Below are 13899 nucleotides of genomic sequence, written 5' to 3'. Positions count from 1 at the left end.
ACTTGGCGCGGACATTGCTATTTCTCATTATTGGATGAAGACTGCACGAGCCAACCGACCCATGACACCCCTCACCGTGGCGCTGCTAGCGCTCAAGGGCGCGATTCTCGAAGGGTCGACGTGGCGGTACGAGGAATTGGTGACCATGGCCGTGAAAGCGGGCGCGACTGATGAGCAGATCGATCTGGTGGCGCACGAAGCCATCGAGGCGCTCTTTGCCCGTGCGGAACAGCCGATTACCCCACGCAACCTCGCGTATTTGAATTCCGCTGGCTATTTTCGTCGCTAGGCGGCGGACATTTTTGGACGCGGCCGTTGTAGCCGCGCTTGCCAAGCGCGGATTAATCCCATAAACAGGCCCAATATCTGGCCCTCCGCGGCTCAATAGGCGCTCTCTTGTGGCCTCAAATTGGGTTCGTTTTCCAGAACGAACCCAAATAAAAATCCGCTCTCGGAAGTTCTAACTCACTATCATTCCTATGGATGCGCTCAAAAGTCCACGTTTTCAATTTGGGTTCGTTTCGTAAAAACCATGTTTTGCAAACCCTCACCTTTCCACAAGGCTTATCGCGTCGTAGCCCTAGCGAAGACGGACGGCTCTTCAAGGGCACAACTCCGCCCTTGGCCTTGCTGACTTTCCGCTTCAAGCCGCGTCCAGCGGCGCAGTCGCGCCGTCTTGTCCGCCATAGCTCGAAGAGCGACGGCGGATCGTCCATTTTCAAAGAACTGTACCGACCATACCCATCTCCCAGCGCCATGTCCAGACAAAAATATCAATTTACGATACTTACCGTTAATACCCGGAGAAGTCCTTTTCTTGTTGGGTGGACGAAACCACAACAAATAGTGGCGCGCGAGGAGGAAGGAGACGATGGAGGAGTGGTTCAATGCTGCTTGACGCGGTCCGGGGCGCGTGGTAGCGTCCCCCGCACTTTAGCCTTGAGAAGGAACCACATCACCCAGAAGGAATTCATGAAGATCCGTGTTGTTTGCGCTACTTTTGTTATTGCCGTGACCCTCGCTTGCCGGATGTTCGCTGCGGACAAGCCGAAGGCGGCTGTTGGGACCAATGCTCCCGCTACGGCCGTCGTGGCGACTGCACCAAAGCCGGACGAGGTGGTGGCGCGGGTCAATGGCGCGGAGATCAGGCGCAAAGAACTGGATGCGGCGGTGCAGGCGTTTATGTTCCAGATGTCTCGGCGTGGTCGGCCGATTCCGCCGGGGCAGGGCGCGATGGTGGAGCGCGATATTTTGGATGAGTTGATTGGCCGCGAGCTTCTGCGGGAGGAAGGTAACAAGCATATTCCCGCGGACATCGACAAGAAGGTGGAAGAGCAGATCGCCCAGGTAACGACGCAGGTGGGGGGCGAGGAGCAATTCAAGAAAACGCTCGCGGACACCGGCATCACGACCGACGAGTATGCGAAGCGGGTTCGCGACAACGTCATCATCCGCGGGGCGATTGACAGCGCTGTTGACAAAGAAGTCAAGATCACACCCGAGGAGATCCGGGCTTTTTACGATAAGAATCCCGACCAGTTCAAACAACCGGAAACGGTCCGCGCCAGTCACATTCTCATCCGTTGCGCGCCCGAGGCAACCGACGAAGTGAAAAAAGAGAAGCGCACGCAGATCGACAGCGTGCGCGCGCTGGTCAAGAGCGGCGAGAAGTTCGCGGATGTGGCCAGGAAATTCTCCGAGGATCCTGGCAGCGCCAGGAATGGCGGCGATCTTGGGTTTTTCGGGCGCGGCCAGATGGTGCCGGAATTCGACACGGCCGCCTTTTCACTGAAGACAAACGAAGTCAGCGACGTCATCACGACGCAATATGGTTATCATGTTCTGCTGGTGACGGATCGCAAACCCGCGCAGACCATCGCCTTCGATCAGGTGAAGGACGAACTCGGGCAGTATTTAAAGCAGCGCAAGGGCAACGATGTCACGCACGATCAGGTCGCCAGTCTGCGCAAAGCGGCGAAGGTTGAGATTCTCGTACCGGAGCCGCCGCCCGCGCCCGTCGTCGAAACCGCGCCCGTACAAGCCCCGACGAAGTGACGGCGGGCGTTTCGCCCGAAAACAGGGGTTCGGTCGTGCGATTGACGCCGCCCGCGGAAGTTTCATAGACTTGCGCCGGCGCGCATGCTGACAATTACCCTGATTCTTGAGTTGCTTGCCCTGGGAGGTCTCCTGGTCCTGTCGGCGTTTTTCTCCGGGACCGAGATCGCCCTGTTCTCGTTGAGCAAACTGCAATTGCGCCGTTTGCGGCAGGAGCATCCCGCCCAGGGCCAGATCATCAGTGAACTTCTCGATCAGCCGCATCGATTGCTTTCGACGATTCTTTTCGGGAACACCGTCGCCAACGTCGCCGCCGCCATCCTCGGTTACTCGATCTTGCAGACGCTCGTCCCGCATCACGCGGAAGCGGTTGCCGTACCGATCATGACGATCCTGATCCTGCTTTGCGGCGAAGTTACGCCGAAGACCCTGGTGATTCGCAGCGCTGAGTTCTTCGCAGTCCACCTCGCGCGGCCCATTCGATGGACCGTCGTCTCGACTTCCCAACTCCGCCGCACGACCGAGGGGGTGTCTGCGTGGATTGTCCAGCGTATCGAGCGGCTACCGTACTTTTCAGCGCAGAAGGTGCGCTCGACTGCGCCGACGGAAGACGAGTACCGCACGTTGCTCAGCGCCAGCGAACGCGCCGGTGTCGTTCGCAAGGAAGAGCGCCATATGGTCAATAAAATCCTCGCGCTGGAAAAGATGCAGGTGAAAGAAATCATGACCCCGCGCGTGGACATGCAGTGTGTGGAGGATGCATTCAGCCAGGACGAGATGGTCGGGGCCTTGCGCCGCATCAAGCACCGCCGCGTGCCGATTATCCACGAAACGCCCGACACCGTTGAAGGTATCTTGAAGGTCAAGGACTTCCTCGTCAATCCCTTGCGCGGTCTCGATGAAGTCGTGGAGCTGCCGAATTTCGTGCCGGAGACGATGTCGGTCGCAAAGTTGTTGAAAAACTTTCGCAAACAGGAGCACCCGGTAGCCATTGTGGTTGACGAGTACGGCGGGACGCAGGGGATGGTCACGCTGGAGGATGTTCTTGAGGAGATCGTCGGCGAAATCGAAGACGAGTTTGACAAGAGCGAGATCATGCTGCAGAAGCTCGATGAGCACCGCTACCTCATCAACGGCAAGGCGCGGCTGGAACTCGTCAACGAACAGTGCGGGCTGGCCCTGCGGGCGCCCGACGTCGAGACCATCGCCGGTTGGGTCATCGCGCAACTCGGGGCGTTGCCGAAAGAAGGGGAGCAAGTCCATTTCGAGAACGTTCGTGTCACCGCGCGCAAAGTCCTGAAGAACCGCGTCGGTGAAGTTCTGTTGGAGGCTGAGGAACGCTGAGATGGACGCTTTCAACTATGTCGTGATCATTATCCTGGGCATCCTTGGGTCGGCGTTTTTTGCGGGCGCTGAAACAGGGCTGATTTCGCTGAACCGCGTGCGCCTGCGCCACGAGGTCGAGCGCAAGAGCCGCCGTGCGATCATTCTCAACGGGTTCGTCGAAAACACCGAGCGTCTGCTGGGCACGACGTTGTTCGGAACAAACCTCGCCAACGTGCTGGTCGGCGTTTACGCCTCGGTGCTCGCGACGCGCCTCTTTCACATGGATAACTTCGGTCTCAACTTCGCCGCGACGATCGTCGCCTCGGCGTTCCTGCTGGTGATCGGTGAGATTGTCCCCAAAACACTCTTTCGCCATTATTCGCATCGTCTTTGTATGAGCGTCGCCGACGCGCTGAATGCGACGGCGTGGTTGTTTGCCCCGCTCGTGGCGTTGCTCGGGTTCGTGATGCGCGCGGTCGTGCGCCTCAGCGGCGGCGCGGAAGCCCCGAAAAGTTTCTTCGTCACCCGCGAGGAATTGAAGCATCTGGCCAAGGAGGGCGAGGCGGGCGGCGCGCTTAGCAAGGAGGAACGCGAGATGATCGACGGCGTTTTCGATTTCCCGTATAAGACGGTTTACGACATCATGTTGCCACTCCCGCGGGCCATCACCGTGGTTCGTGATACGCCGGTGACGGAGCTTTTCGCGATTTCCGAGCGCACTGGTTTCGCTCGCTTCCCCGTTGGCGAGGGCGATCGGATTATTGGCGTGGTAAACGTCTACGAAGTCCTTTTTGACAATGCCGGTGGCGGCGGCAAAACCGCCGGGCAACTCATGCAAAAACCGCAGTTCGTGCTCTCCACGGAACGCGTCAACCGTGTCCTTCCGGTTCTGCGTGCCGGTCGCCGTCCCATCAGCATCGTCATCAACCCCGAAGGTAAACACGTCGGCATTCTCACCATCGAAGATATCGTCGAAGAAATTGTCGGCGAGGTGGAGGGATGAGAGCACTGCGAGAGAGGTGGAATATATGAAGCTTGGCAAACGGTTCACGGTGAGGCCGCACACGCGGTTGAAACTGGGCGAGTTCGATCCGGATGACACCGCGGGGTTCGAGAAGGGTGACAAAACCCATGCCCGCCTCGAGAAGAACATCTCTCGCATGGAGGACTTGCAGTATCGACTGTACGCCGAGAGCCGGCGCGCCTTGTTGATCATCTTGCAGGGGATGGACGCCGGTGGCAAAGACGGGACCGTTCGGCATGTGATGTCCGGGCTGAATCCGCAAGGTTGCCGTGTGACCTCGTTCAAGGTGCCGTCCGCCGAGGAGGCCGGTCATGATTTTCTCTGGCGCATCCACAAGGCCGCGCCCGCCCACGGCGAAATCGGTATCTTCAACCGCTCGCATTATGAGGACGTATTGGTGGTTCGCGTGCATCAACTTGTGCCAAAATCCGTCTGGTCAGCGCGGTACGACCAGATCAATGCGTTTGAGAAGCTGCTGACTGAAAACGGGGTGACAATCCTGAAGTTCTTCCTGCACATCAGCAAGGAGGAGCAGAAAGAGCGATTGGAAGCGCGTCTTGAAGATTCGACCCGGAACTGGAAGATCAGTCCCGCGGATCTCAAGGAGCGCGAACGTTGGGGCGACTATGTGAAAGCCTACGAGGCTGCCTTAAGCCGCTGCAGCACCTCGGCGATCCCTTGGTTTGTCATTCCATCGAACAAGAAATGGTTCCGCAACCTAGCGGTCTCCCAGATCATCGTCGAGACCCTCGAACAGATGAATCCGAAGTTTCCCAAGGCGGCTTTCGATATCTCGAAACTCAAGGTGAAGTGAGGACTTACAATTATGACCTATGAGTTTAAGGACCTGGGCGATGTCTCGTGTCGAGACATCGCACAATCTATTGCTGGCACCCTGCTGAATCGAGTGGCCGTGAACACTTCTTTTGATTCAGGAACGATGAGTCATGCTTGGATGTCGGTCGATGGCTTTGCGATAACGCCGACGATTACACCTCAATTTATTGAGTCCTGGCCCGTTTCTCATGATGAATACTGTGATGAATGGTGGGTTTTTGAAAGTGACATTCCGAAGGACTTCACGGTCGAGCCGTTCTGCAACTATGTTGGGATGCGAATCGCAGACTATAAACAACTGGATTGGGATAATGGATGCCCCTTGGACTTATACTTGTCGAAGTACAATCCGGTCGCTGTGTTCGGTAATAATGAGAACGGATATCTTATTCTTCGCCGACCGTCGCAAGCTTGAGTCCCTGACGCTGTTTTCTGGATTCTGCCTTCCGCTTGGTGTACTGTTCCCGCCTCATGCTGGCGAAACGCATCATACCGTGTCTCGACGTGGACCGCGGACGCGTGGTGAAGGGGACGAAGTTCCTGAACCTGCGCGATGCCGGCGATCCGGTCGAGTGCGCGAAGGAATATGATCGCCAGCGCGCAGATGAACTGGTGTTCCTCGATATCACGGCGAGTTCCGAGAACCGCGCGACGATGATCGAGGTGGTGGAACGGACCGCCAGCGAGTGCTTCATGCCGTTGACGGTTGGCGGCGGAATTCGCACTGTCGACGATATTCGCGCAATGCTCAAGGCGGGCGCGGACAAAACCAGCCTGAACACCGCAGCGGTACAGAACCCCGATGTGGTGCGCGCCGGTGCGGATCGGTTTGGCTCGCAGTGTATTGTCGTCGCCATCGACGCCAAGCGCGCCAGCGAAGGGCATTGGGAAGTGTACACGCATGGCGGCCGCAATCCGACCGGCCTCGATGCGGTGGAGTGGGCGCGACGCGTGGAGGTGTTCGGCGCTGGTGAAATCCTGTTGACCAGCATGGACGCCGATGGGACAAAGGCGGGGTACGATGTGGTGTTGACCCGAGCGATCAGCGAAGCGGTGCGCATTCCGGTCATCGCCAGCGGCGGCGCGGGCAAGCTCGATCACATGGCTGAGGTGTTGGTGGAAGGAAAGGCGGATGCGGTGTTGGCTGCTTCGGTCTTCCATTTCGGCGAATACACGGTCAGTGATGTGAAGCAGTTTTTGCAAGAGAAGGGTATTTGTGTGCGATTATGAAAATCCTCGATGAACTGAAGTACGACGCGAACGGTCTCATTCCCGCCATCGTGCAGGAGCACGGCACGGGACGGGTCTTGATGGTGGCGTGGATGAACAAGGAATCGCTGGGAAAGACACTGGAGATCGGCGAGACGGTTTTCTGGAGTCGTTCGCGGAAGGAATTGTGGCACAAGGGCGCCACAAGTGGTCACACACAAAAGGTGAAGGACGTTGCCTTCGATTGCGATAAGGACGCGCTGCTGATTCAAGTTGAGCAAAGCGGTGCGGCTTGTCACGAAGGGTACCAATCGTGTTTCTTTCGCAGCATCGTCAACGGTGAAATCAAGGTGACCGAACCGCGGCTCGTTGATCCCGAGAAGGTGTACGCGAAGAAATAGCACGCGCTTAACGAGCTGTCCGCGACAAGCAAGAGCATGTTTACTCCGTCGAAAGCTGAGTTCCTGGAATACGCGAAGCGCGGGAATTTGATTCCCGTGTATCGCGAGATTATTGCCGACGCGGAGACGCCCGTATCGGCCTATCAAAAGTTGCTCAAGACGGGGCCGTCGTTCCTATTGGAGTCTGTGGAGGGCGGGGAGCGTATCGGGCGGTATTCGTTCATCGGCACGAACCCGAGCACGGTCATCCGCGTTGCCCAGCGCAGTGGCGATGATGCGTTGCGCGCCGTGGAATTGGAAATGTCCCGGTACAAACCCGTCACTCTGCCGGGATTGCCACGGTTCACCGGTGGCGCGGTTGGGTTCATCGGCTACGAATACATCCACCAGATTGAGCCGAGTGTCCCGCGTCCGTTGCGTGACGACCTTGGCACGCCGACGCTCTGTTTTATGATTACTGACACGATCCTGATTTTCGACCGTGTCAGCCAGACCATTAAGATCGTCGCCAACGCGCACGTGGAAGGCGACGCCGCGCACGCCTACACGCGCGCCTGCTCACAGATTGATCGGCTCTTGGCGCAACTGGCGCAACCCCTGGCCTCGCCGCCGTTGGAATTCCGAAAGGATGCTCCTGACGTCCCGGTCGAGTCAAATATGACAACGGAGCGTTATGCCGGGATGGTGGCGCAGGCGCAGGAATACATCAAAGCAGGGGACATTATCCAGGTGGTGCTGGCCCAACGGTTCCAAACGCCTGTGAAGTCCACGGCCCTCGATGTCTATCGGGCCCTGCGGTCCGTCAATCCATCGCCCTACATGTTCCTGCTCGATTTCGGAGACTTCCAGCTTGTGGGCGCGTCGCCGGAAGTGCACGTGCGCTGCGAAGACGGCAAAGTGGAGATTCGCCCCATCGCCGGCACGCGCTGGCGCGGGAAAACGCCCGAGGAAGACGAGCGTTTGGCGAAGGATTTATTGGCGGATGAAAAAGAACGCGCCGAGCACCTGATGCTCGTGGACCTGGCGCGCAACGATATCGGACGCGTGTGCGACTTTGGCAGCGTGCGTGTGCCCGAATTCATGGTGATCGAGAAATACTCGCACGTGATGCATATCGTCAGCGGCGTGGAAGGGAAGCTGCAAAAGGGCCGGTCCTCATACGACCTGATGCGCGCGACGTTCCCGGCGGGGACGGTCAGTGGCGCGCCGAAGATTCGTGCGATGCAGATCATCGGCGAGCAGGAACAAACGCAACGCGGGCCGTACGCGGGCGCGGTGGGCTACTTCAGTTTCAACGGCAACGTCGATAGTTGCATCACCTTGCGGACGGCACTGCTGAAAGATGGGGTCGCTTATGTCCAGGCTGGCGGTGGCATCGTGGCGGACAGTGACCCGAAGTATGAGTTCCAGGAAACCGTCAACAAGTCCAAGGCCATGCTCAAAGCGATTGCGTTGGCCCAGACGTTTCGGTGAGGCCTGCCGGCGGAAGCCGGCGACAACACAAGCCGTAATTAACTGAAGGAGATCTTGCCATGAGTGAAGTTGCACAGAACATCGGTTGGGCCGTGGTCTTCTCATTTGTCGGTGGCGTCGCCGGTATGGCGTTGGTGCTGGCTTCTTCGCTAGTGCTGCCCCGGTTGATCGAGCGCATGACGCCGAACATCGATGAGGAGAAAGAGATTGCGCGGGGCAACCTGGCCGTGGCGCAATACTTCGGGCGAATTGCGGCGGCAAGCATTATCGGCATGAGTATTGTCATTGGCGCGGCCGTCTTGGCAGGCGTGATCGCCGCATTGCACGGATAACGGCGGGGCCGAAAGCGTCTCGTCATGAAAACACTCACGGCCATTGCCTTTGCCTTCTGCCTGGCTGCTGCCCCAGTTTGGGCGCGCGGTGGCGGCGGGTGTTTCGAGGAAGGCACGCCCGTCCTCACTCCCAACGGTCCTGTTCCCATCGAAACTCTGCGTGTTGGCGATGCCGTAATCGGTGGACGAGTGGAGGCGATCATCCGCGTCCAACCCGAGGAGTATCTCGAGATTGACAATGGGGTGCACGTCACGGCCGAGCATCCTTTTCAAATCGCGCCCGGGATTTTCCGGATGGCCGATCGGGTGTTTCCGAAGGCCCGGCGGGTTAGCGCATCACATCCCGCGTACAATCTGTTGGTTAGCCCCAGCGGCACTTACATCGCGGGCGGGTTCATAGTTCACAACAAAGGCTGCTTCCTGCCGGATACGCCAATTTTGCGCGCGGATGGCACGGAAGCACCGATTCATGAAATCCGGATTGGTGATAAGCTTCTCGCATTCACGCCAGACGGACAAGTCGTCCGCACCACTGTCCGCAACATCCTGACGCACGAAGTGGATGAGTACCTTGAAGTGACGACAGAACGCACTCTCTTGCGTGTCACGGTGGAACATCCGTTTTACGTGGGCGAGGGGACTTTCAAAACGTTAGAGGCGTTGAATGTGGGGGACAGCGTGTACGCCTATGATGGACACGGCTTGAGCGCACAAAAGATCATTAGCATTGTCCGCGTGCGCTCACACACCCGTGTGTACAATTTGCAGACCGACGCACCCAACACGTTTTTCGCGAATAGCGTGGCCGTCCACAACAAAGGCGGCGGAGGGGGCGGATTTGGAGGCGGGGGTTTTGGCGGTTATCACGGAGGGTCCGGAGGCGGTTCGGGTGGCGATCCGACAATTTTTCTTATTGTCGTGGGTGTTTTCGTGGTGATTGTAATCATCCAACACGCCTCTCAAGGGAGAGAGGATGAAGACCTTGATTACGTGTACAGTCCGAGTGCGGTTGCGCAAAAGGCCGCGAAGACGAGCAAGTTGCTGGAGTTCATTGCGAAGGTCGATTCCAACTTCAAGGAAGACGCTCTCCAACAAAGGGCGACCGAAGTTTTTGTGAAGCTGCAGGAATGCTGGCAGGCCCGGGAGTACGGGCCGATGCAGCCGCTGCTGATGCCGGATTTATATACCGCGCACTGCGCGCAATTGCAGGGTTTGTGTCGCCATCATGAAATCAACCTCATAGAAGGCCTGCAGGTCCAGCGGGTGGACATTGTGAATGTTCGCTACACGCACGAAGAAAACCAGCGCGAGTTTACGGTGCTCATTACGGCACGCGCGAGGGATTATTATGTGGATGATCGTGACAACCATGTCCTGCGCGGGGACGACGAGCCGGCACAGTTCCAGGAGTTTTGGACATTTCAACGGCAAGACGGTGCGTGGTTACTGCGCGAGATTGAGCAGACCCGCGAGTCGGACAAGCTCAAGGAAGAGAATGTCTTCGAGCAGTTCACCGACAAGGGGGTTGCGCAGGTGTACGGCAAGACGGCGGGACAGGAAGGTCCTGCGGGTCCATGGTTGGAAAAACCCGTGGAAACGAAGGCCACGCGCATCGAACGGTTGCTGAACTTCCTGGTGCAAACGGACAAGTTATGGGACCGGCAGACGATGCTGGAGCGGGCGCGGCAGGTATTTACGGACGTGATGCTAGCGCGTGAAGCGGGCGACCCGACATCGGTAAAGGATGACGAATTGTTTCCCGCGGTGGCCGTGGATTTACGCCAGCAGATCGCCAAACAGCGGACGGCCGGGCTGGGCATCGAGTATCGCAATTTGTGCGTGCGAAAAGCGGAACTCATTCTCGTGCGCAACTTCGCGGATAATTCACGAGATGAATACACCGTGCGGATCAGCGCGCACGCGCAAAAAATAATCAAGCGGGGCGGGATCTCTGTCAGTCAGGACGAATACGTCACGCCATTTATGGAATACTGGACCTTCGGACGGCTCGATGGTCAGTGGAAGCTCAAGGAAGTGGTGCCGCCGGCGCGCGGTGAAGAAGCTGTTCGCGAGGAAAACCTTGATGAGGACAGCGGCGTAGCGCAGCTTCAGTGGTACTACCAGCAAACCCGGGCGACGTGAGCGAAGCGTTGCCTCTCAATGATTCTGGTCGAGCCAGCGGCGGATGTCACGAGCCAGCGGGGAATTCGGCGAGAGTTTCAGAAATGTCTGGTAGTGGTCGCGCGCCTTCGCATAGGTGGCGCGGTCGTGGGCGTAGAGACCGCCGAGCGACAGGTGGGCGGACGCGTCGCCGGGATTTCCCGCGAGGATCCTTTCGAATTGCGTGATGGCGTCGTCGGTGTAGCCCTGTTCCTGCAACAGGATCGCATAGTTGAAGCGTGCGTCCGCAGAGTTCGGGTCGGCGATGAGGGCCAGTTCGTAATTCTCCATCGCCCGCTCGGGCTGACCGGCCGTGGCGTAGGCGATACCGAGGTTGTAGTACGGCTTAAAGAACGTTGGGTCGGCGGCAATAGCCCTGGCGTAATCGGCAATCGCCGTCGCGGGTTGGCTCTGTTGGTATTTTACACCTTCGTTGTAGTAAGCCGTCGCTTTTGTGCGGTTGCCAGGCTTGAGCACCTTGCTGGTAACGGGCGTGCGCACTTTTTTAACCGGCACAGGCGGTGGAGGTGGTGATGAAACCGCTGGCGCGGTGATGGATGGCGTCGGGGCCAGAACCACCGGTTTCGGCGGCGGGGTCTCGGTTGGCGGAGCGGCGGGCTTGGGAGCCGGAGCGACTTCGGCAACAAGGAGGGCAGGCGATTCCGGAGGCTTGGCCGGCTTCGCTGGTAATTCGGTCGCATGCGCCGGTGGCTTCGCTGCGACAGCCAATTCCTGATTGATTTGTACCATGGCAAGACGAACGTCCTCGCGCTGCTCTGACTTGGGGAGCAGACCGAGATATGTTTCGTAGTGCGCAAGGGCCTCTTTTTTCTGGCCAAGTTGGTGATTTTCGAGAGACGCGAGGTTCAAGTATGCCGTGGCGAATTTTGAATCGGCGGCGATGGCCCGTTCGAAGTACTGTTTGGATACAGGGAACTCATGCTTACGGGCGGTGACGATGCCAAGGCAGTTGAGCGTGTCGGCGGAATTTGGATTGGATTGCAAGTGGTGCTTGAAGGACTCCTCGGCCTGCCCCCACGCGGACACACGCATGTAGGCAAGGCCGAGCTGGTAGTGGGCGTCCGGGGGCGCGGAACCGCTCTGCGCCACTTGACGAAGGTTCTTCACGGCATCGTCAGCCTGCCCCTGTTCGAGTTGCGCGAGGGCGAGGTTGTAGCGCGCCGGAACGTAATTGGTATCAACCCTCACGGCATCCTGCAGATTTGCCAGACCCGCCGCCGTTTCGCCTTCCTTAAGGCGGCAGACGCCGAGGAAATTCAACGCGAGAGCATTGGTCTGCATGGAGGTCAGCGCCTGCTCGAAGTAGGGGACGGCCTTATCGAATTTGTTCTCCTTGTAATAGGCGGTCCCTTTTGCGAACGCATCTTCGCCGGTGGATTTACGACCGCAGCCGGAGGCGAGCGCGGCGAACAAGGCGAGACACAAAATCTTTCTCATCGAGAAGTCCATGCAAAACGTGACAAACAATCCGCTGCATCTTATAATCGCGCCCGGATTTCGCAACTAAAATGACCGAATGGGACATTCAATCTCGCGCGGACGCCTGCACGGCCTGTCAGAGGCCGTTTGCGGACAAAGAGGCGTATCATACGCTTTTGAGCGTCGATGCAACCGGCTACGCACGGCGCGACCTGTGCGGCATTTGCTTCGCGAGCGCGTCGCGGGATGGCGTGGTTTCGTATTGGCAGGGTGAATACAAACTGCCGCCGCCACCTCCACCCGAGGCGATCCAGAAGGAAACAGCGGAAACACTGTTGAGAAAATTGGTCGAATCGACGGATCCGTCACATGCGGCGGCGCGCTACATCCTGGCGGTGATGTTGGAGCGGAAACGGATTCTCAAGCACCGCGACACGGTTCACGAGAAAGATGGCAATGATTTGCTCGTCTACGAGCACTCGCGCACGGGCGAGTCGTTTACCCTGCCCGATCCACATCTGCGGCTGGATCAACTGGCGCACGTGCAAGAGGAAGTGGGCGCACTGCTGCAGCCGACCGCCGGTAGCGCAAAGGCTGAGCCCGTGAACGGGCCCAGCCCTGGCGTGTAAGTCTGAGGCCGTCCAGTGACCCGTGACCTTGACACTCCGCTGCGCGTACGATAGACATAAGGGCCATTTCACGCAGGCCATTCGGGTGGCTAGGTAGCTCAGTTGGTAGAGCACTGCACTGAAAATTCAACCAAGCCCATTGACGTGGAAGCCAGAAAAACAGGGTAATGCGCGGCAGGTGAGCGAATTGTGCTCAGAGTTGAGTTGACTGCATTCGACTGCCTTCTACCGCTTTCCACTGCGGAGTTACTGCAAAAGTTACGACAGCAAAATCTTCACACGATCTTGCCCGCACCGTAGTTGTGAGCGGGCAGCCGCGCCGCGCGATGCAACACAGCCATTGAACGAAAATCCATTCTCACGACAGCACGGGGGCAGGGTGGGGTGGGGCAAAAAGGTACTCCTGAGTAAACCCGCGTGTGGAGGAACATGTTTCCTCTCATCAATCATTGCATTAAGAACGCCTACCGCTGTCCCACCGGGAACCCGACTCGCTTCTCCTTGAGCACCGCGCCGGTGCTTTGCCTACCGGCAATTTACGGATTGGGTATCCGTCAACACTGTGCCATCCAGGGCGCACGTCCACCGTTCACTGACCCTCAACATAAAGCCGTCCTCGCGTCTCCATGTGGCCTGCATACTGGCGTCTATCCCGTTCTCCTTAGCCAACACCGTCAAGATCAGATGGCCCTGGTAGCGTAAGCCGGTGACGGTCGATATGGCTGCCGGGTTAAACTCCTGAATGTGCGCGCTCCCATCGTGCACTACCTGAAGCCAGACCGGGCTGGCCGCGATGCAATCAAACTCCCCGGATTCGCAGGTGTAGCACTGGAAGCTGTAGCCGATACTGCCTTGCCACTGGCCTTTGCCGGGTTGGGGGTCGGCCAGCGTAGTCGCCAACCAGCCGACCAGAATCAGTCCGGCCAGCGCAATGATACAATTCTTCATTGGTTACTCCTTATGTTGTGGTGGTGAACGTCTCATAGAGCCTTTTGGCTGTTGCCGATGAGGAT

At 58.1% G+C, this 13899-nt stretch carries 14 protein-coding genes; 12 read left to right on the top strand and 2 right to left on the bottom strand.

What is annotated here, in order from left to right; translation table 11 throughout:
* Positions 1 to 34 precede the first annotated feature (34 nt).
* From VNL17_06770 to VNL17_06720, 11 genes are all read left to right on the top strand, one after another.
* Positions 35 to 289 carry a hypothetical protein gene (locus VNL17_06770; protein HXI83777.1) on the top strand — a complete coding sequence of 85 codons (255 nt, stop codon included), beginning with the start codon at positions 35 to 37 and terminating at the stop codon, positions 287 to 289.
* A 683-nt stretch (positions 290 to 972) separates the two neighbouring features.
* Entirely contained in the window at positions 973 to 2055 is a 1083-nt protein-coding gene (locus VNL17_06765; protein ID HXI83776.1) for a peptidylprolyl isomerase, read from the top strand.
* Positions 2056 to 2139: 84 nt separating this feature from the next.
* Positions 2140 to 3399 (top strand): hemolysin family protein, encoded by a 1260-nt coding sequence (locus VNL17_06760; GenBank protein ID HXI83775.1) that lies wholly within the window; start codon positions 2140 to 2142, stop codon positions 3397 to 3399.
* A 1-nt stretch (position 3400) separates the two neighbouring features.
* Positions 3401 to 4384, top strand: a complete 984-nt coding sequence (locus VNL17_06755) for a hemolysin family protein (protein ID HXI83774.1) — start codon at positions 3401 to 3403, stop codon at positions 4382 to 4384.
* 25 nt (positions 4385 to 4409) lie between these two features.
* On the top strand, positions 4410 to 5219 hold the full coding sequence (locus VNL17_06750) for a polyphosphate kinase 2 family protein (protein HXI83773.1): 810 nt from the start codon (positions 4410 to 4412) through the stop codon (positions 5217 to 5219).
* Positions 5220 to 5231: 12 nt separating this feature from the next.
* Entirely contained in the window at positions 5232 to 5657 is a 426-nt protein-coding gene (locus VNL17_06745; protein HXI83772.1) for a hypothetical protein, read from the top strand.
* Between the two features lie 56 nt (positions 5658 to 5713).
* A complete protein-coding gene (gene hisF / locus VNL17_06740; GenBank protein HXI83771.1) occupies positions 5714 to 6472 on the top strand; it encodes an imidazole glycerol phosphate synthase subunit HisF in 759 nt (252 codons plus the stop codon).
* On the top strand, positions 6469 to 6852 hold the full coding sequence (hisI, locus tag VNL17_06735) for a phosphoribosyl-AMP cyclohydrolase (protein HXI83770.1): 384 nt from the start codon (positions 6469 to 6471) through the stop codon (positions 6850 to 6852). The genes hisF and hisI overlap by 4 nt, the downstream gene beginning before the upstream one ends.
* Positions 6853 to 6888: 36 nt before the next feature.
* Positions 6889 to 8325, top strand: a complete 1437-nt coding sequence (gene trpE, locus VNL17_06730; GenBank protein ID HXI83769.1) for an anthranilate synthase component I — start codon at positions 6889 to 6891, stop codon at positions 8323 to 8325.
* Between the two features lie 59 nt (positions 8326 to 8384).
* Positions 8385 to 8657 carry a hypothetical protein gene (locus VNL17_06725; GenBank protein ID HXI83768.1) on the top strand — a complete coding sequence of 91 codons (273 nt, stop codon included), beginning with the start codon at positions 8385 to 8387 and terminating at the stop codon, positions 8655 to 8657.
* 24 nt (positions 8658 to 8681) lie between these two features.
* Positions 8682 to 10799, top strand: coding sequence for a TIM44-like domain-containing protein (locus VNL17_06720; GenBank protein ID HXI83767.1), 2118 nt, complete (start codon positions 8682 to 8684; stop codon positions 10797 to 10799).
* Between the two features lie 15 nt (positions 10800 to 10814).
* Here the strand turns inward: VNL17_06720 and VNL17_06715 are convergent, their stop codons facing one another.
* Positions 10815 to 12275, bottom strand: a complete 1461-nt coding sequence (locus tag VNL17_06715; protein ID HXI83766.1) for a tetratricopeptide repeat protein — start codon at positions 12273 to 12275, stop codon at positions 10815 to 10817.
* 71 nt (positions 12276 to 12346) lie between these two features.
* Between VNL17_06715 and VNL17_06710 the strand changes: the two genes are divergently transcribed.
* On the top strand, positions 12347 to 12886 hold the full coding sequence (locus tag VNL17_06710; GenBank protein HXI83765.1) for a hypothetical protein: 540 nt from the start codon (positions 12347 to 12349) through the stop codon (positions 12884 to 12886).
* A 525-nt stretch (positions 12887 to 13411) separates the two neighbouring features.
* On the opposite strand, the gene VNL17_06705 is transcribed toward VNL17_06710, so the two are convergent.
* The gene (locus VNL17_06705; protein ID HXI83764.1) at positions 13412 to 13834 is read right to left on the bottom strand and encodes a hypothetical protein; all 423 of its coding nucleotides are present in this window, start codon (positions 13832 to 13834) and stop codon (positions 13412 to 13414) included.
* Positions 13835 to 13899 lie beyond the last annotated feature (65 nt).

This window comes from Verrucomicrobiia bacterium (genome assembly GCA_035577545.1).
GTDB lineage: Bacteria > Verrucomicrobiota > Verrucomicrobiia > Palsa-1439 > Palsa-1439 > Palsa-1439.
Note: the sequence above shows the minus strand (reverse complement) of the source record. Positions and strands in the feature narration are given on the sequence as shown.